The following is a 17,722-nucleotide window of genomic DNA, read 5'->3' as shown; positions in this document are numbered from 1 at the left end:
GGTCAAGCGCGGAAGAATGAGATTGCTCCCGATTCCATGATCGTAACTATCGCAGATCGTGGGGCGGCGCTGTCAAGCGGATTCCGGTTATGCTTTCGTGAAGGGGCCGGGATAGCGGCCCTGGCGGATCGCGGCGGCGCGGGCGGCGATCTGGCGTTCGAGGGTCGCGGTCAGCGCCTTGCGGCCGCCGTCGAGCTCGATCGGGTCGTCGAGCACGATGGTGGCGCGCCAGTCGTGCCGGCCGAGCTCGGCGTAGTGCGAGGCGATGTCCATGTCGCCGTACCAGGCGATGCGGGGGCGGTTGCGGCGGCAGACGGGCAGCGAATCCATCCGGTCGTAGACGATGGTGACGGGCTGGATCAGCGGCGGCGGGTCGGTCTCGGCGAGGGCGAGGAAGCTGGAGCGGAAGGGCAGCACCCGCGCGCCGTCCGACGTGGTGCCCTCGGGGAAGAGGATCAGGCTGTCGCCGGCGGCGAGGCGCTCGGCGAGCTCGGCGCGCTCGCGGCCGGCGCCGGTGCGCGCGCGGCTGACGAAGATGGTGCGCCCGGCGCGGGCGACGGCGCTGATGCCGGGCCAGCGCCCGACATCCGCCTTGGCGATGAAGCAGCCCGGCAGCACCGCGCCGAGGGCGACGATGTCGAGCCAGGAGGTGTGGTTGGAGACGAACAGCACGGGCCGCTCGTCGGTCGCGGCGGGGGTGCCGATGACCTGGAGTTCGAGGCCGAGGATGCGGGCCACGCCGCCCCAGTAGCGCAGCGGCAGCGCCCGCTTGGCGCGGCCGGGCCGGCGGATCAGCACGAGCTGGACCGGCAGCAGCGCCATCGTCCAGGCCAGCACGGCGGCGAGGCGGGCGTACATCCGCGCGCCGGAGAGTTTTTTCGTCATGGCGCGCCGGGTCATGGCGCGTCGCCGCGCAGCATCATGCGCAGGTCGGCGAGGATGGGGGCGGGGTCGGCGCCGAGTTCGTCGCGCAGCAGGTCGGCCCAGTCGCCGATATCCTCGACCTTCGTGGGGTTGTCGCGCAGCAGCTCGCGCTTGATGAACGGGTAGCCGGAGAGCAGCAGGTGGCGCCAGAGATCCGAGGTCGGGTTGAGCGGGCGGCGGCGGGCGATCGCGTCGCGCAGGCGCAGGATGTGCAGCCAGCGGGTGAGGTCGTGCGGGTCGGCGCGGCCGCCGGGCTCGATGTCGAGATAGGGCGCGAGCTGGTCGCGGGTGATCTGCCGGGTCAGCGCCTCGTAGGGCCAGAGGGCGGCGACGCGCAGGCCGGCGCGGATCATCGCCTGGGTCAGGCCGACCTCGTATTTGCCGATCACGTAGGGTTTCGACGGCGCGGGGATCACGCCGGACCAGAAGCGGCGGAAGGCGGGGCTGCGGATGGCGCGCGGGCCGAAGGCGACGAAATAGGATTGCAGGTGGTAGCGGCGCTGCCAGCTCTCGGTGAGGCCCCAGACATCGGCTTCGTCGTAGTCGAGCCGGAGCAGCATCGAATCGATCGGGCGGACCGGGCCGAAAATGCTGTCGTTGGCGATGATGATCTCCTCGGTGCCGGATTGCGGGAGATCGAGCGTCTCGATCGCGTCGCGCCAGCCGCCGAAATCGTAGCCGATGTTGCGGCGGACGAGAATGCCGGCGCAGAGGGCGAGCAGGCGGGCCTCGGCGCCGGGGTCGAGCGCGCCGGCATTGGTGACGAAGACGACCGAGCGGCCGGAGGCGGCGAGCTGGGCGATGTAGTCGAACAGCGCCTCGCGCACGCGGCCGCCGCGGTCCCAGTGCAGGAAGAGGACGACGCGGGGGCCGAGGACGATGCCGCCATCCGGCTTGCGGGCGATGACCTGGTGCGGGTTGCGCAGCCGGCCGAGCCCGGCGGCGACGGTCATGGCGGCGAGGGTCCAGGCGTGGCGGAGGGCGCGCCAGGCGGCGCGGAGCAGCTGGGCGGTGTTCATGGGGCGGGCGGGGCCAGTTCGGTCCTGAGACTGTCGGGAGCGCCCTCATAGCGCGCGAGCATCGCCCGGCCCAGGGCCGTGGCCTCGGCGGCGCGGCCGGTGCGGTGGAGGGCGATGATCTCGCCGCGCAGGGCTTCCCAGAACAGCGCCGGGGCGGCGTCGCCCTCGGCGAGGTCGGCGGCGAAGCCGCGGCGGACGGCGGCGAAGGCGCGTTCGGCGCGGTGCGGGCGGGCGGGTTCCTGCAATTCGAGCAGGCCGAGGGCGAAGCCGGCGCCGCGCAGCGCCGGGCTCGCCGCCGGAGCGAAACCGTCGAAGGCGGGCTCGACGCGGCGGCGCAGCCGGTCCGCCGCCGCGAAATCGCCTTCATGGACGGCGCTGACGAAGCGGCCGACGGCGAGGCCGGCGAGCCGGCCGGGATCGGCGCCCTCGGCATCCAGCCGGTCGAGCAGGTCGGCGAGGGCGGCGGTGTCGCCGGCGGCGGCGGCGCAGCCGGCCCGTGCCGCGAGCAGCTCGATCCGCGCCGCCGGGGCGAGGGCGGCTTCGTCGACCGGGGCGAGCAGGCGGGCGGCCTCGTCCGGCCGGCCGAGATGCAGCAGGCGGAGCGCGGCCTGGACCAGCGCGTCGCCGCGCGCGGCGGTGTCGAGATGCGGCAGGCCGTCGAGCAGGGCGGGCAGGATCGCGGGGTCGCCGGCGACGAGGGCGAGGGCGATCAGGGCGATCGCGGCGTCGCGCCCGTCGGCATCGCCGGCGGCGGCCCAGTCGGCGATCGGGGCGGATTCGGCGAGGGCGATGGCCTCGTCGTAGCGGGCGCGGTTGACCAGGGTGACGAAGGCGCCGAGCGTGATCTGCCGGCGGCGCTCGGGCGCGAGCGGCACCGCGGCGATGCGGGCGGGGGCGCGGGCGGGATCGCCGGTGACGAGGTCGAGGATGGCGAGCGCGGTCAGCGCGTCGGCCGCGGCGGGATCGTTCCCGCCGCCGCTCGCGGCCAGCGCCTCGATCCCGGCGGCCTCGGCATAGGTCGCGGCATCGGCGTAGCGGCCGGCGTTCACGAGGCGGCAGAACCCGTCGATCAGCATGTCCCGCTGCGCCGCCGGACCGAGGGCGAGGCCGGCGATGCGGGCGGGAACGTCCGCCGGGTCGCCGGTCGCGAGGTCGAGCAGGGCGAGGGCGAGGCGGGTGTCGCGGCCGATCGCGTCGTCGCGGGCGACGGCGTGGCTGACGATGTTCTCGGCATCGGCCATCGCCACCGCCTCGTCGTGGCGGCCGGCGGCGACGAGGCGGGTGAAGGCGGTGAGCACCGCCTCGACCCGGCGCCGCGCGTCGATCCGCAGCGGGCGGAGCAGGAGCGGGATCTCGGCCGGGTCGGCATGGCGGGCGATGGCGCCGGCGAGGGCGTTCGAGGCGTCGGTGCCGAGCGCGTCGGTGCGGCCGGCGCAGAGCGGGGCGGCGCGGTGCAGCAGCGGGACGAGGGCGGCTTCCTCGCCGTCGTTCGACAGGCGGACGACGGCGCCGAGCAGGAGGGGCGCGCCGGGGCTGGAGGGGGCGTCGGCGCCGAGGCGCTCGGCGAGGGCGATGGCGCGGCGCGGGTCGCCGCCCGGGCCGAGGGCGAGCTGGCCGAGCACGATCAGCGCGTCCCGCCGCGTGACGTGCGGCAGGTCGGGGCCGGGTTCGGCGAGGCCTTCCGCCTGCATCAGCGCGCGGGCGCGCTCCGGCGCGCCGGCATTCACCAGCTCGATCACGCCGCGCCAGAGCACGTCGCGCCGTTCGGCCTCCGGCGCGGCGCGGCTGGCGAGGGCGGCGAAGCGGAGCGGGGTTTCGGGGGCGGCGACGCGGGCGGCCTCGAGCGCGGCCTCGGCGGCGGCGCGGAAGGCGAGCTGGGTGGCCAGCGCGTCGTTCAGGGTGAGGCGGGCGAGGGCCGCGTGCAGGGCGGCGGCGGCATTGCCGGCGAGGGCGAAGACGGCGCCGGCGCGCGGCCGCGTGGCGGGATCGGCGCGCAGGCGGCTGGCCTCGGCGTGCAGGATCATGCCGAGATTGAGCGGCATCACCTCGTTCAGCCGGGCGAGGGGCAGGCTCATCCAGTCCGCCGGGATCGCCTCCAGCGCGTCGGGCTCGAAGCCGTAGCGGGCGCGGATGGCCGGCCAGAGGTGGGAGCGGGCGGCGGCGGCGGCCGGCCAGTCGAGATCGACCGCCGCCTCGAACAGGGCGCGGGCGGCGAAGCCGAGGCCGGGATCGGAGACCGGATCGAGGGCGCGGGCGCGATCGGCCAGCCAGGCGCGGAAGCGCGGGCGCTGGGCGGCATCGTCCTCGGCCAGCCCGCCGCGGGTGGCGCCGGCATAGGCGACCAGGGTGAAGCCCTCGCGGCCGACGCGGACATTGGCGAAGCCGGCGGATTCGAGCAGGCGGCGCAGGCTCGCCTCGGTCTGGAAGACCATGTGGATGCCGGGGGCGAGGAGCTGGGCGAGGTCGGTTTCCGGGGTGGCGCGGTCGATCGCCGCGCCGTCCGGCGTGGTGAGCAGGAGGATGCCGTCCGGCGCCAGGCGGGCGCGCAGCTCGGCGAGCAGGGCGGCGGGGCGCTGGACGTGCTCGATCACCTCGGTCGCGGCGATGACGTCCCATGGCGCGGCATCGGGCAGGGCGTCGGGGAAATAGCCGTCGACGATGTCGAGGCCGAGATCGGCGGCGCCGACGCGGGCCATCGGCGAGGGGTCGATGCCGAGGCAGGTCCAGCCCATCGCGTGGCGGGCGAAATCGAGGCCGAACCCGTAGCCGCAGCCGATTTCGAGGCAGCGCGTGCCGGGCTTGCGGGCGATGCGGCCGAGCAGGCGGGTGATGGCGACGAGGCCGGCGCCGTGCTGGATGTGGAACTGGTGCCAGCCCCAGTCCATCACGTCGGGGTCGCCATAGTTGGGGACGCGCAGCGGCGGGTAGAAGCGGGCGGTGCAGGCGGGGCAGGCGAGCACCGGCTTGCGGTCGCCGCGGGGCAGCTTGGGCGCGGTCCAGGCGACGTCGAGCAGGCGGGGCTTGGGGCCCTCGGCGCCGCAGTTCGGGCAGACGAGATCCTGCGGCGCCGCCGGCGCGTCCGGCCAGTGGACGCGGATCGCCGGGGCGGTGGCGGGCTGGGGGGGGCTGGTCGTCATCTCCGGCAGATGGGCGCGCGCCGGTTACGCGAACAGGGCCGGGACGCGGGCGCGGAGGGCGGCGTCCAGCTCCGCGCGGCGGGCCCAGAGGGCGCGGTACCAGTCGGTCCGGGCGCGGACCTGGTAGGCGAGCATCCGGTTCGCGGCGACCTCGGCGCGGGCGGAATCGGCGAGGCGGCGGGCGGCCTCGGGATAGGCGAGCAGGCGGAGGAGCTGCATGCGCAGATGGTCGGGCGAGGTGAAGATCAGGCCGGTCTCGCCGTCGCGCAGCGAGTCGCCGTAGACCACCGGGCTCGCCAGGGGGACGACGCGGGCGGCGCCGGCCTCGATGTATTTCAGGTCGGACTTGCCGCGGTTGAAGGGCGTGTCGGCCAGCGGCATGAAGCTGATCTCGCAGCCGGCGAGGCGGCTGCGATAGGTCGCGTAGTCGGAGATCGGCACGAATTCCTTGTTCGGCGTCTCCAGCGCGTCGAAGAAGGCGCGGTCGTGCATGACGAGCAGGTGCAGGCGCGGGCCGACGGCGCGCAGCACCTCGTTGAGCACGGGCATGAAGGGCGCCCAGTCCTCCTCGCGGTTGAGGGCGCCGAAGAACAGGGTCAGGCGGTCGGGGTTGGCGAAGTTGGCCGGCGGGTCGAGCGCGCGGATCGCGTTGGGGAAGACCGCGACCTCGGGATTCCAGGCGGCGAGGGTGGCGGCGAGCGGCTCGGTGCTGGTCTGGATCGCGTGGACGCCGGTGAAGGAGAGCAGCTCGGCGACATCGATGCCGCGGGCGGCGAGGAAATCGGGGTGGTCGTCGAACTCGGTGACGACGAGGAAGCCGCGGTCGATCAGCGCGCGCAGGCGGGCGCGGCCGGAGTCGCCGACCAGCAGCGGGCGGTGCAGCACGGCGATGTGCGGCGCGCCCTCAATCATCGGGGCGATCTCGGCTTCCTGGCGGACGACGCTGAAGACGGTGGGGTCGCTCGCCAGCGCCGCCGCCGGCTCGATGACGCGGACATCGGAGACGCCGCCCTGCGGCGGCAGCATGGTGGAGGCGACGACCAGGCGCTCGCGCGGGGCGAGGCTGGCGCGCCAGACGAACTGCACGGGGGTGGCGCGGCCGAGATATTCCGCCGGATCGACGCCGATCGCGGCGAGGCCGGGGCGCATCGCCTCGACGAAGCGGGCGGCGGCGGCGGCATCGCTCGGGCGGGAGCGGACGTCGCACGGGGTGAGGCCGGCGCGTTCGAGCAGGGCGCGCATGGTGCGCGGGGTGAAGAAGCGCAGATGCGTGCGGTCGAGCAGGCCGCGCTCGTCATAGTCGAACCGGCCGGCGAACAGCCGGTAGGCGATGCTCCAGTGCTCGACATTGGGGAAGCAGACGACCACCGCGCCGCCGGGGTTGAGGTGGCGGACATGGCGGGCGAGCACGGCCCAGGGATCGGCCAGGTGTTCCAGCACGTCGCCATAGACCAGGACGTCGACGCCGCCGGAGAGGTCGAAGGGCAGGTCCTCGGCCTGGATGTCGCAGCGGGCGACCTCGGTCAGGCGGGTGCGGGCGATGGCGAGCGCCGCCTCGTCGGTATCGATGCCGAGCACGCGGGCGGCGGGGTTGAGGCGGAGATAGGCGGCGCCGAGCGCGCCGCCGCTGCAGCCGATGTCGATCACCGTCCGCGCGTCCAGCGGAATGGCGGCGAGCAGCTCGGGATTGGCGAAGTCGGGGTAGGCGCCGGCCATGGCGAGTTCGGGCGGCGCGTCGCCGGCCGTGGCGCCGGCGGTCAATTCATCCATCGGAAAACTCCCTGTCCTGCTCAAAATCCTGCTCAAATTCAGGGTTCGCGGCCAATTGCGAAACGCTGCCGCGACCCACGCCATGATACACGAAACCGGCGGCGCGAATCGCCGCCGGGTCGAAAATGTTGCGCAGGTCGACGATCAGCCGGCCCTGCATCCGCGCCGCGAGCCAGGCCGGGGCCAGGGCGCGGAACTCGTTCCATTCGGTGACGGCGACCAGCACCGCCGCCCCCTCGATCGCCGCCTCGGCGGTTTCGGCGTAGCGCACCGCGGCGGGCAGCAGGGGCTTCGCCGCCGCCATCGCCGCCGGATCATAGGCGATGATGTCGGCGCCGTCATCCGCGAGCGCCTCGATCAGCGGGATCGCCGGGGAATCGCGCATGTCGTCGGTCTCGGGCTTGAAGGCGAGGCCGAGCACGGCGACGCGCATGCCGCGCACCGAGCCGCCGGCGGCATCGAGCACGCGGCGGCCGAGCCCGGCCTTGCGCGCGTCGTTCACCGCGACCACCGCCTCGGTCAGGCGGGAGGGGGCGCGGGCGTCCTGGGCGATGCGGGCGAGGGCGAGCGTGTCCTTGGGGAAGCAGGAGCCGCCGAAGCCGGGGCCGGGGTGGAGGAATTTGGCGCCGATCCGCCGGTCGAGCCCCATGCCGCGGGCGACGCCGTGCACGTCCGCCCCCACCGCCTCGCAGAGATCGGCCATCTCGTTGATGAAGGTGACCTTCATCGCGAGGAAGGCGTTGGCGGCGTATTTGATGAGTTCGGCGGTCTCGAGCCCGGTGATCAGGATCGGCGTCTCGATCAGGTTGAGCGGGCGGTAGAGGGCGCGCAGCACCTCGCGGGCGCGCTCGGTCTCGGCGCCGACGACGACGCGGTCCGGCCGCATGAAGTCGCCGATCGCGCTGCCCTCGCGCAGGAATTCCGGATTCGAGGCGACGTCGATCGCAAGTTCGGGGCGGCGGGCGGCGGCGAGGGCGGCGAGGCGGCGGCCGGTGCCGACCGGGACGGTGGATTTGGTGACCAGCACCGTCGGGTGGTCGAGTGCCGCCAGCACCTGCTCGGCGGCGGCGAAGACATAGGACAGGTCGGCATGGCCGCCGCCGCGCCGCGAGGGCGTGCCGACGGCGATGAACACCGCCTCGGCCCCGGCGATCGCCTCCTCGATCCGCCCGGTGAAGCCGAGACGGCCGGCGGCGCGGTTGCGCTCGACCAGCGGATCGAGCCCCGGCTCGTAGATCGGGATCTCGCCGCGGCGCAGGCGGTCGAGCCGCGCGGGGTCGGTTTCCGCGACCATCACGCTGACGCCGAATTCGGCGAAGCACGCCGCCGACACCAGGCCGACATAGCCGCCGCCGATGATCGCGATCTTCAACACGTTCAGCTCCTCTAACTCGCCTCGGGGATGTTCTGGCAATCATGCGGGCGCGAGGCAATAGGCGCCCGCGCGGGGATCAGGGCGGCGGCGCGTCGCGCTCCCAGTAGGGCGGGGCGCCGAGATGGGCGGCGAAGCCGTCGATGAAGGCGCGGACCTTGGGCGGGACCACGCGCTTGGGCGGGTAGACCGCCCAGATGAAGCGCTCGCCGGGCCAGAACATCGCCTGGTGGTCGGGCAGCAGGCGGACCAGCTCGCCGGCGCGCAGCGCGGCGCCGGCGACCCAGAAGGGCAGCAGCGCCGCGCCGAGCCCGGCGCGGGCGGCGGCGAGCAGGGCCTCGCTGTCGTTCAGGCGGAGGCGGCCGGTAAGGGGCATGTCGTGCCGGTGTCCGCCCGGATCGGTCAGCAGCCAGCGGTCGTGCGGCTGCAGCGCGAAAAGGAGGTGCGGCAGGCGGGCGAGATCGTCCGGCGTGGCGACCGGGCCGTGCCGGGCGAGCAGGGCGGGGGCGGCGCAGAGGACCCGGCGGTGCGGCGCGAGCTTGCGGGCGATCAGCCGGCTTTCCTCCAGCGCGCCGATGCGGATGGCGAGATCGGTGCCGGAATCGATGATGTCGACCACCGAATCGCTCAGGGTGAGGTCGATGCGGATGTCCGGCCAGGCGGCGGCGAAGCCGGGCAGGAAGGGCATGACGTGCAGCCGGCCGAAGGCGGAGGGGACGTTGAGGCGCAGCAGGCCCTGCGGCCGGGCGTTGAGATCGGCGGCGACGGCGCGGGCCTCGTCGAGCTCGGCGAGCACGCGGCGGGCGCGTTCGAGGAAGGCGAAGCCGACCTCGGTGAGATGCAGCTTGCGGGTCGAGCGGTTGAACAGCGCGGCGCCGAGCTCGGCCTCGAGGGCGGCGATGGCGCGCGAGACCGAGGAGGGCGGCAGCCGGGCCTCGCGCGCGGCGCCGGAGAAGCTGCCGAGCTCGGCGGCGCGGACGAAGGCGCGGAGGCGGGCGAGTTCATCCATCGGGCGGGCTTGTGCTGGTGGAACAAAAATGAATTGCGATTTCTGCTTCTACAGCACGGGCGGCGGCGGGCGCAAATGGAATCGGGCGATGAGGAGTGAGGGACATGCGCCGGATTTCGGGATTTCGGACCAGGGGATTCGCGCCGGCGGCGCGGCTTGCGGCGGGATTCGCGGTCGTGCTCGTCTGCCTCGCGGCGGGCGGCGCGGTGGCGCCGCTGCTGCCGGTGCGGCTGCCGGGGGCGCTGGTGGGCATGGTGATGCTGGCAGCACTGCTCGCCGCGCATCGCGGCCGGGTGGCTGTGGCGGCGGGCGAGGCGGGGGCGCTGCTGCTGCGGCGCTACGCGCTGTTCTTCGTGCCGGCGGGCGTGGGGGTGATGACCGGCGCCGGCGCGCTGCGGGCGGACTGGCCGGCGGTGGTGGCGGCGCTGCTCGTCTCCTCGCTGCTGGCGCTGGCGGTGACGGGGCTGACGATGCGGCTGCTGCTCGGGTCGCGGGCTTCGGCGCCGCGGGCGGCGTTGCCGGCGGCGGGCGGCCATGAGTGAGATGTGGAGCGGCGCGCTGCCGGGAATCGGGTTCGCCGCCGGCACGGTGCTGGCCTTCGAGGCGGCGCTGCGGCTGGCGCGGCTTGTGCGGCATCCGGCGCTGAACCCCACTCTCGTGGCGATTCTCCTGGTGATGGCGGGGCTGGTGGCGGGGCACGTGCCCTATGCGGCCTATGCGCGCGGGGCGGCGCCGGTTTCCTGGCTGCTCGGGCCGGCGACGGTGGCGCTGGGCGTGCCGCTGGCGCGCAATCTCGGCGCGATCGCGCGGGACAGCCTGGCGGTTCTGGTCTCGCTCGCCGCCGGCGCGCTGACCGCGGCGATCGCCGGGCCGCTGGTGCTGGCGGCGTGCGGCGGCAGCGGCGCGCTGGGGCTGGCGATGGCGCCGAAGGCGGCGACGACGCCGATCGCGATGGCGGTGGCGCGGGAGATCGGCGCCGCGCCCGCGCTCGCCGCGGTGTTCGCGATCGCCGGGGGGGTGATCGTGGCGATCGCGGCGCGGCCGCTGCTGGGCTGGCTCGGGATCGAGGATCATCGGGCCTTCGGCCTCGCGGCCGGGGTGGCGGGCAGCGGGATCGGCGCCGCGGAAGCGGTGGCGCGCGATGCGGAGGCGGGCGCCTACGCGGCGCTCGGCGTCGGGCTGACGGCGGTGGCGACCGCGCTGGTCGTGCCGGCGCTGGCGGCGCTCGGGGTGGTCTGACCGGCGCGGAGGGCATCGCGGGGCGGACCGGACCCCGCGGCCAGCGCCGCGGCCCGGGGCGGCGGTGGGCCGCGCCGGGCTTGCCGGTGGCGATCTGCGGGTTCGGGCCGGGCGGCGATGCCGTCCCGGACGATCAGCGTCACGCGGGCCGGGCCGGCCTTCCGCCTGAACGCAATCCCCGCAGCCCGCCGCGGATTGCCGGCGCCGAGCGGGCGCCCAGGAATCCGACGATCGCGGTGCCGAGCAGGAGAAGGGAAGACGGCTCGGGCACGTTGACCGGGGTGGGACCGGGACCGGGGCCGGGGCTCGGCACGCCGCCGGTATGGCCGTTCACGGGCGGCGGGTTGGGGGCCCCGGGGACGGGCGGCAGTCCGGTATCCACCGCGGGTATGAAGGACGGCATGGGTTGGGAGAGAATGTCCGGATTCGGGATCTGATCGGTCACGCCCTGAGGGGCGATATACGGACTCGGGTTGCTCACGCCGCCGACCGGTGTCATCGGCATGGCGACCGGACCCGGGGCACCGGCGATGACGGGCGGCGCCCCGACCGGATGCGGCGGGCGCGGATCCGCGTGACCGGCCAGCGTGAATGCCGCTCCCAGGACGCAGGCGGTGCCGACGACCGCATGAGGGAGTGCCAGCCATGCGGCCCGCGAACCGTGCCAGGGCACCCATCTGCATTGGAGGCGATTCCAAATTTTCATACACGAAATTCCAAAATGCCGTAAAAAAACTATAAAAACTGCCCAAATATCGCTTATCGCGATTCTTGCTGTTTGGCAATATTTCATTAAGAATTTGATCCGCGGCTCCAGCGCCACGGTCAGGCGCGTCGAAGCCCGCCGATCCGGTTGATCAAAAAATCTCTCGCAATCAGAAAGTTATGGGCTGGATCGCAGGTAGGCCACGGCGTGTCCGGCGTTGGAGGGGCGGGGCGCGGCGCCATGAGGGCCGGAGGCGTTGGCCTCGGGCCCCGCGGGGCGGATCAGCTCGCGCCGCGATCCTTCAGCAGGTCGCGGATTTCGGTGAGGAGAAGTTCGGTCGGCGTTGGCGCCGGGGGGGCGGAAGGGGCCGGTTCCGGCGCCTTGTGCAGCTTGCTGATCAGGCGGACCATCCAGAAGATCGCGAAGCCGACGATCAGGAAGTTGAACAGCGTGTTGACGAAGGCGCCGTAGTTCAGCGTGACGGCGCCGGCCTTCTTCGCCGCGGCGAGGGTGGGTTCGGCCGCGCCCTTCAGCGTGATGAAATGGTTCGAGAAATCGACCCCGCCGGTCAGCAGGCCGATGACCGGGTTGATGATGTCGGCGACGAAACTCTTGACGATATTGGAAAACGCGGCGCCGATGACCACGGCGACGGCCAGATCGACCACGTTGCCGCGCATCAGGAAGGCCTTGAAGTCATCGACCCAGGCGGGCCGTTTTGGCTTGAACGACTCTGACATCGAATGCTCCCGTCGTGAAAAACGCCCGTTTTGGGGCGAGTGGCCTGGCATGACCGTTGGCCGGTCACGCTGGCGTGCGCGGAGGCTAGCCGGGTTTGCGCGCCGGGGCCAGCCCGATTGCGAGCCGGCGCGCCGCCCAGCGCCCGGCTTCGGCGACGACGGGATCGTCATCGGCGGCGAGGCGCGCGGCGGCGGGGGCGAGTGCGGGATCGGCCGAATTGCCGATGGCGATGGCGACGTTGCGGGCGAGGCGGGCGCGGCCGATGCGCTTGATCGGGCTGCCGGCGAAGAGGGCGCGGAAGCCAGCATCGTCGAGGGCGGCGAGATCGGCGAGGCGGGGGGCGAGGAGGTCGTCGCGCGCGGCGAGTTTCTGCTCGCGCCCGGCGACGGCGAACTTGTTCCAGGGACAGGCGGCGAGACAGTCGTCGCAGCCATAGATGCGGTTGCCGATGGCGGGGCGGAATTCTTCCGGGATCGGGCCCTTGTGCTCGATGGTGAGGTAGGAAATGCAGCGCCTGGCATCGAGCCGGTAGGGGGCGGGGAAGGCATCGGTCGGGCAGGCGGCCTGGCAGGCGGTGCAGGTGCCGCAGCGGTCGGGGTGCGGCGGATCGGGCGGCAGGGCCAGCGTCGTCATGATCTCGCCGAGCAGGAGCCACGAGCCGTGGCGGCGGGAGACGAGGTTGGTGTGCTTGCCCTGCCAGCCGAGCCCGGCGGCGGCGGCCAGCGGCTTTTCCATCACCGGCGCGGTGTCGACGAAGACCTTCACTCCTTCGCCGCGCGCGGCGATGAACTGGGCGAGGTGCTTCAGCCGGCCCTTGATGATGTCGTGATAGTCGCGGTTGCGGGCATAGACGGAGATGTTGCCGCGATCGGCGCGGGAGAGGGTCGCGAGCGGGTCGCCATCGGGGGCGTAGGACAGGCCGAGGGAGATGACGCTGACCGCCTCCGGCCAGAGCGAAGCGGGGTCGGCCCGCTGGGCGGCGCGATCCTCCATCCAGCCCATCGTGCCGTGATGGCCGGCGGCGAGATGGGCGCGGAGATTGTCGCGGACGCTCTCGGGCAGGCGGGCGCGGGCGATGCCGATCGCATCGAAGCCGAGAGCGGCGGCGCGGGCGGCGATGGCGGCGCGGAGATCCGCCTCAGCCACGGCCGCGATAGGGCGGCACGCCCTGGTCGGGCAGGTAGGCGCCCTCGGGCGGGGCGCCGGTCTGCCAGAACACGTCGATCGGGATGCCGCCGCGCGGATACCAGTAGGCGCCGATGCGCAGCCAGCGCGGGGCGAGCAGGTCGACCAGGCGCTCGGCGATCATCAGCGTGCAGGCCTCGTGAAAGGCGCCGTGGTTGCGGAAGCTGCCGAGATAGAGCTTGAGCGACTTGCTCTCCACGATCCACGAATCGGGGATGTAGTCGATCACGACATGGGCGAAATCGGGCTGGCCGGTGATCGGGCAGAGCGAGGTGAATTCGGGGCAGGTGAAGCGCACCACGTAGTTCTTCCCCCGGGACGGGGCGGCGACGCGTTCGAGCACCGCGGCCTCGGGCGAGTCCGGCATGCGGCTCTCGCGGCCGAGCTGTTGCAGCGCGTCATAGCGTGTGTCGGTCATCGCCCTGGCTCCATGCGTCGCGGGTGGCGGCGGCGTAGGCGGCGAAGCGTCCGGCCTCGATCGCCTCGCGCGCGCCGCGCATCACCGTCTGGTAATAGCTTAGATTGTGGGTGGTCAGCAGCATCGGGCCGAGCATTTCGTCGCAGCGGAAGAGATGGTGCAGGTAGGCGCGGCTGTGGCGCGCGCAGGCGAGGCAGGGACAGGCCGGGTCGAGCGGGCGGTCCTCGGCGGCGAAGCGGGCGTTGCGCAGGTTGAGGATGCCGCGCGAGGTGAAGGCGCGGCCGGTGCGGCCGGCGCGGGTGGGCATCACGCAGTCGAACATGTCGACGCCGCGGGCGATGCTGCCGAGCAGGTCGTCCGGCGTGCCGACGCCCATGAGGTAACGCGGGCGGTCGGTGGGCAGCAGGGGGGTGGTGACGTCCAGCGTGTCGAACATCGCCTGCTGGCCCTCGCCGACCGCGAGGCCGCCGATCGCGTAGCCCTCGAAGCCGAGGCCGGTGAGGGCGGCGGCGGATTCGGCGCGGAGATCGGCGAAGACGCTGCCCTGGACGATGCCGAACTGGCCATAGCCGGGGCGCGGTTCGAAGGCCGCGCGGGAGCGTTCCGCCCAGCGCATCGACAGGCGCATCGAGGCGGCGGCCTGCTCGTGCGTGGCGGGGAAGGGCGTGCACTCGTCGAAGGCCATGGTGATGGTCGCGTCGAGCGCGTTCTGGATCGCGGTCGAGGATTCGGGGGTGAGGTGGTGGGCGGAGCCGTCGAGATGCGAGCGGAAGGTGACGCCGACCTCGTCGATCTTGCGGAGCTTGGCCAGCGACATGACCTGGAAGCCGCCGGAATCGGTGAGGATGATGCCGGGCCAGTCCATCATCCGGTGCAGCCCGCCAAGGGCGCGGACGCGCTCGGCGCCGGGGCGGAGCATCAGGTGATAGGTGTTGCCGAGGACGATCTCGGTGCCGGTGGCGCGAACGGCGTCCGCCGTCATCGCCTTCACCGTGCCGGCGGTGCCGACCGCCATGAAGGCGGGGGTTTCGGCGGTGCCGTGGGCGGTGACCAGGCGGCCGCGGCGGGCGGCGCCGTCCTGCCCGAGATTGTGGAAGGCGAAGCCGGTCATGCGCGCTCCAGCAGCGAGGCGTCGCCGTAGGAATAGAACCGGTAGCCCCGTGCTATGGCGTGGGCATAGGCGGCGCGCATGCGCTCCACCCCGGCGAAGGCGGCGACCAGCATCAGCAGGGTGGATTTCGGCAGGTGGAAATTGGTCATCAGCCGGTCGACCAGCTTGAAGCGGTAGCCGGGGGTGATGAAGAGCTCGGTCTCGCCGTGCCAGGGGGCGAGCGTGCCGTCATCGCCGGCCGCGGTCTCCAGCACGCGCAGGCTGGTGGTGCCGACGGCGACGATGCGCCCGCCCCGCGCGCGGGTGGCGTTGACCAGGGCGGCGGTCTCCGGGCCGATCAGGCCGCGCTCGGCGTGGAGCTTGTGGCGTTCGAGCTGGTCCTCGCGCACCGGCAGGAAGGTGCCGGCGCCGACATGCAGCGTGACGGTGGCGAGGCCGACGCCGCGCGCGGCGAGGGCGGCGAGGACGGTTTCGGTGAAATGCAGCCCGGCGGTGGGGGCGGCGACGGCGCCCTCCTCGGCGGCGAACATGGTCTGGTAGTCCTGCCGGTCCTGTTCGGAGATGCCGGCGGGGCGGGGGATGTAGGGCGGCAGGGCGAGGCTCGCCGCGCGGTCGAGCATGGCGCGGAAGGTCTCGGCGTCGCAGTCGAAGCGCAGGGTCGCCGAGCCGTCGGGCGCGCGGTCGATCACCTCGGCGGCGATGCCGCCGGCGCCGTCGATCGCGATGGTCTCGCCGGGGCGGGCGCGGCGGGCGTTGCGCAGCAGGACGCGCCAGGTGCCGTCGGCCAGCGGGCGGTCGAGGGTGATGCCGATCCGCGCGTCGCCGCGCCGCCCGGTGAGCTGGGCGGGGATGACGCGGGTGTCGTTGACCACCAGCAGGTCGCCGGGGGCGAGCAGGGCGGGCAGGTCGAGGATGGTGCGGTCGTCGAGCCCGTCGCCGCGGACATGCAGCAGGCGCGCGGCGTGGCGCGGCCGCGCCGGTTCGGCCGCGATGCGCTCGGGCGGCAGGTGATAGTCGAAATCAGCGAGGTTCATTCTTCGAGGTAGCTCGAAATCTCGACCAGGTTGCCGTCCGGATCGCGGCAGTAGACCGAGCGCATGGCGCCGAGCGCGCCGATTTTCGGCGCCGGTCCCTCGACGATATCCACCCCCTGGGCCTGGAGGTGGTTCACCACGAAGTCGGTGCCGAGGGCGGTGACGAAGCAGATGTCGAGCGCGCTGGGGGCGGGTTTCGCCGCCTGCGGGCCGGACTCGCGCCCGGCCTGGTGCAGGTTCAGCTTCTGCGCGCCGAAGCGCAGGGCGATCCGGCGCTCGGCGCCGAATTCCTCGCGCTCCATGCCGAGGACGCGCTCGTACCAGTCGGCGGTCCTGTCGACGTCGGAGCAGGTCAGCACGACATGGTCGATCCGGTCGACGGTGAACTTCATGGCCGGCTCAGGCGAGGTCGGCGAAGAAGTCGTTGCCCTTGTCGTCGACCACGATGAAGGCGGGGAAGTTCTCGACCTCGATGCGCCAGACCGCTTCCATGCCGAGTTCGGGGTATTCCAGCACCTCGACCTTGCGGATGTTGTCGCGGGCGAGCACCGCGGCGGGGCCGCCGATGGAACCGAGATAAAAGCCGCCATGCGCCTTGCAGGCGTCGCGCACCGCACGCGAGCGGTTGCCCTTGGCCAGCATCACCAGCGAGCCGCCGGCGGCCTGGAACTCTTCGACATAGCTGTCCATCCGCCCGGCGGTGGTGGGGCCGAAGCTGCCGGTGGCCATGCCCTCGGGCGTTTTCGCGGGGCCGGCGTAATAGACCGGATGGTTCTTGATGTAGTCGGGCAGGCCCTCGCCGCGGTCGAGCCGTTCCTTCAGCTTGGCGTGGGCGATGTCGCGCGCCACGACGATCGGGCCGGTGAGGGCGACGCGGGTCTTGACCGGGTGTTTCGAAAGCTCGGCGAGGATGTCCGCCATCGGGCGGTTGAGATCGATCTGCACCACGTCGCCGCCGAGATGGGTGTCGGTGACCTCGGGGAGGTATTTCGCCGGATCGGTTTCGAGCTGTTCGAGGAAGACGCCTTCCCTGGTGATCTTCGCGCGGATCTGCCGGTCCGCCGAGCAGGAGACGCCGATGCCGACGGGCAGCGAGGCGCCGTGGCGGGGCAGACGAACCACCCGGACGTCGTGGCAGAAATACTTGCCGCCGAACTGCGCGCCGATGCCGAGCCGGCGGGTCATTTCCAGGATCTGCCGCTCAAGCTCGAGATCGCGGAAGGCGTGGCCGGTGGGCGAGCCCTGGGTGGGCAGCGAGTCGAGCCAGCGGGTGGAGGCGAGCTTGACCGTCTTCATCGTGGTCTCGGCCGAGGTGCCGCCGATGACGATGGCGAGGTGATAGGGCGGGCAGGCGGCCGTTCCGAGGGTTTTTACTTTGGTTTCAATGAATTCGAGAAGTTTCTTCGGATTCAGGATCGCCCGCGTTTCCTGATACAGGAAGCTCTTATTGGCGGAGCCGCCGCCCTTGGCGACGAACATCAGCTCGAATTCCTCGGCATGGGCCTCGCCGGGGGCGGCCATGATGTCGCACTGGACCGGCAGGTTGGTGCCGGTGTTCCGCTCCTCGTACATCGAGAGCGGCGCCATCTGCGAGTAGCGCAGGTTGGTCTCGGTGTAGGTGCGGTAGACGCCGTGGGAGAAGGCCTCCTCCTCGTCGCCCTCGACCCAGACGCGCTGGCCCTTCTTGCCGAAGACGATGGCGGTGCCGGTGTCCTGGCACATCGGCAGGATGCCGCCGGCGGCGATGTTGGCGTTCTTGAGGAATTCCATCGCCACGTAGCGGTCGTTCTCCGAGGCCTCGGGATCGTCGAGGATCGCGCGGAGCTGGCGCAGATGGCCGGGGCGCAGCAGGTGGGAGACGTCGTGGAACGCCTGGAAGGCGAGGGCGGAGAGGGTTTCCGGGGCGATCCGCAGGATGGTCCTGCCCGCCGCCTCGATGGTGGAGACGCCGCCGAGATCGAGCCTGCGCCAGGGCGTGTCGTCATGGCCCAGGGGGAACATGGTGCTGAAGGCGAAATCGGGCGTCTTCTTGGTGATCGCGTTCATGGCGGCTCTCC

Annotated in this window: 16 protein-coding genes; 2 read left to right on the top strand and 14 right to left on the bottom strand. The window is 72.8% G+C overall.

Annotation, left to right across the window (positions count from 1 at the left end; genetic code table 11):
- Positions 1 to 87: 87 nt before the first annotated feature.
- The 6 genes from ACRY_RS09180 to ACRY_RS09155 all read right to left on the bottom strand — a co-directional run bounded on the left by ACRY_RS09180 (position 88) and on the right by ACRY_RS09155 (position 9,231).
- A complete protein-coding gene (locus ACRY_RS09180) occupies positions 88 to 900 on the bottom strand; it encodes a lysophospholipid acyltransferase family protein (RefSeq protein WP_011942180.1) in 813 nt (270 codons plus the stop codon).
- Complete coding sequence (locus ACRY_RS09175; RefSeq protein ID WP_013639964.1) at positions 897 to 1,943, bottom strand: rhamnan synthesis F family protein; 1,047 nt, start codon at positions 1,941 to 1,943, stop codon at positions 897 to 899. Before ACRY_RS09175 ends, ACRY_RS09180 begins: the two co-directional genes overlap by 4 nt.
- On the bottom strand, positions 1,940 to 5,080 hold the full coding sequence (locus ACRY_RS20415; RefSeq protein WP_011942178.1) for a class I SAM-dependent methyltransferase: 3,141 nt from the start codon (positions 5,078 to 5,080) through the stop codon (positions 1,940 to 1,942). The genes ACRY_RS09175 and ACRY_RS20415 overlap by 4 nt, the downstream gene beginning before the upstream one ends.
- Before the next feature lie 24 nt (positions 5,081 to 5,104).
- Positions 5,105 to 6,850, bottom strand: coding sequence for a methyltransferase (locus ACRY_RS09165; RefSeq protein ID WP_007421841.1), 1,746 nt, complete (start codon positions 6,848 to 6,850; stop codon positions 5,105 to 5,107).
- Positions 6,843 to 8,222, bottom strand: coding sequence for a UDP-glucose dehydrogenase family protein (locus tag ACRY_RS09160; RefSeq protein WP_050751102.1), 1,380 nt, complete (start codon positions 8,220 to 8,222; stop codon positions 6,843 to 6,845). The genes ACRY_RS09165 and ACRY_RS09160 overlap by 8 nt, the downstream gene beginning before the upstream one ends.
- A 79-nt stretch (positions 8,223 to 8,301) precedes the next feature.
- Entirely contained in the window at positions 8,302 to 9,231 is a 930-nt protein-coding gene (locus tag ACRY_RS09155; protein ID WP_011942176.1) for a LysR family transcriptional regulator, read from the bottom strand.
- Positions 9,232 to 9,335: 104 nt separating this feature from the next.
- On the opposite strand from ACRY_RS09155, the gene ACRY_RS09150 reads away from it, so the two are divergent.
- Positions 9,336 to 9,773 (top strand): CidA/LrgA family protein, encoded by a 438-nt coding sequence (locus ACRY_RS09150; RefSeq protein WP_011942175.1) that lies wholly within the window; start codon positions 9,336 to 9,338, stop codon positions 9,771 to 9,773.
- The gene (locus ACRY_RS09145; RefSeq protein ID WP_011942174.1) at positions 9,766 to 10,470 is read left to right on the top strand and encodes an LrgB family protein; all 705 of its coding nucleotides are present in this window, start codon (positions 9,766 to 9,768) and stop codon (positions 10,468 to 10,470) included. Before ACRY_RS09150 ends, ACRY_RS09145 begins: the two co-directional genes overlap by 8 nt.
- Positions 10,471 to 10,609: 139 nt before the next feature.
- On the opposite strand, the gene ACRY_RS20225 is transcribed toward ACRY_RS09145, so the two are convergent.
- The 8 genes from ACRY_RS20225 to ACRY_RS09105 all read right to left on the bottom strand — a co-directional run bounded on the left by ACRY_RS20225 (position 10,610) and on the right by ACRY_RS09105 (position 17,711).
- Positions 10,610 to 10,975, bottom strand: a complete 366-nt coding sequence (locus ACRY_RS20225) for a PEP-CTERM sorting domain-containing protein (protein WP_231295390.1) — start codon at positions 10,973 to 10,975, stop codon at positions 10,610 to 10,612.
- Positions 10,976 to 11,457: 482 nt separating this feature from the next.
- Entirely contained in the window at positions 11,458 to 11,916 is a 459-nt protein-coding gene (gene mscL / locus ACRY_RS09135; RefSeq protein WP_007423609.1) for a large-conductance mechanosensitive channel protein MscL, read from the bottom strand.
- A gap of 85 nt (positions 11,917 to 12,001) precedes the next feature.
- On the bottom strand, positions 12,002 to 13,063 hold the full coding sequence (gene queG / locus ACRY_RS09130; protein ID WP_011942172.1) for a tRNA epoxyqueuosine(34) reductase QueG: 1,062 nt from the start codon (positions 13,061 to 13,063) through the stop codon (positions 12,002 to 12,004).
- Positions 13,056 to 13,520, bottom strand: a complete 465-nt coding sequence (gene queF, locus ACRY_RS09125; RefSeq protein WP_007423611.1) for a preQ(1) synthase — start codon at positions 13,518 to 13,520, stop codon at positions 13,056 to 13,058. Before queF ends, queG begins: the two co-directional genes overlap by 8 nt.
- The gene (gene tgt / locus ACRY_RS09120) at positions 13,501 to 14,631 is read right to left on the bottom strand and encodes a tRNA guanosine(34) transglycosylase Tgt (RefSeq protein ID WP_011942171.1); all 1,131 of its coding nucleotides are present in this window, start codon (positions 14,629 to 14,631) and stop codon (positions 13,501 to 13,503) included. Before tgt ends, queF begins: the two co-directional genes overlap by 20 nt.
- Positions 14,628 to 15,665: a tRNA preQ1(34) S-adenosylmethionine ribosyltransferase-isomerase QueA gene (gene queA / locus ACRY_RS09115; protein ID WP_011942170.1), complete on the bottom strand. Its 1,038-nt coding sequence runs from the start codon at positions 15,663 to 15,665 to the stop codon at positions 14,628 to 14,630. Before queA ends, tgt begins: the two co-directional genes overlap by 4 nt.
- The gene (locus tag ACRY_RS09110; RefSeq protein ID WP_007423941.1) at positions 15,662 to 16,057 is read right to left on the bottom strand and encodes a VOC family protein; all 396 of its coding nucleotides are present in this window, start codon (positions 16,055 to 16,057) and stop codon (positions 15,662 to 15,664) included. Before ACRY_RS09110 ends, queA begins: the two co-directional genes overlap by 4 nt.
- Before the next feature lie 7 nt (positions 16,058 to 16,064).
- On the bottom strand, positions 16,065 to 17,711 hold the full coding sequence (locus ACRY_RS09105; protein WP_011942169.1) for a fumarate hydratase: 1,647 nt from the start codon (positions 17,709 to 17,711) through the stop codon (positions 16,065 to 16,067).
- Positions 17,712 to 17,722 lie beyond the last annotated feature (11 nt).

Source organism: Acidiphilium cryptum JF-5 (genome assembly GCF_000016725.1).
Taxonomy (GTDB): Bacteria; Pseudomonadota; Alphaproteobacteria; order Acetobacterales; family Acetobacteraceae; genus Acidiphilium; species Acidiphilium multivorum.
This window is presented reverse-complemented; position numbering and strand designations above follow the sequence as displayed.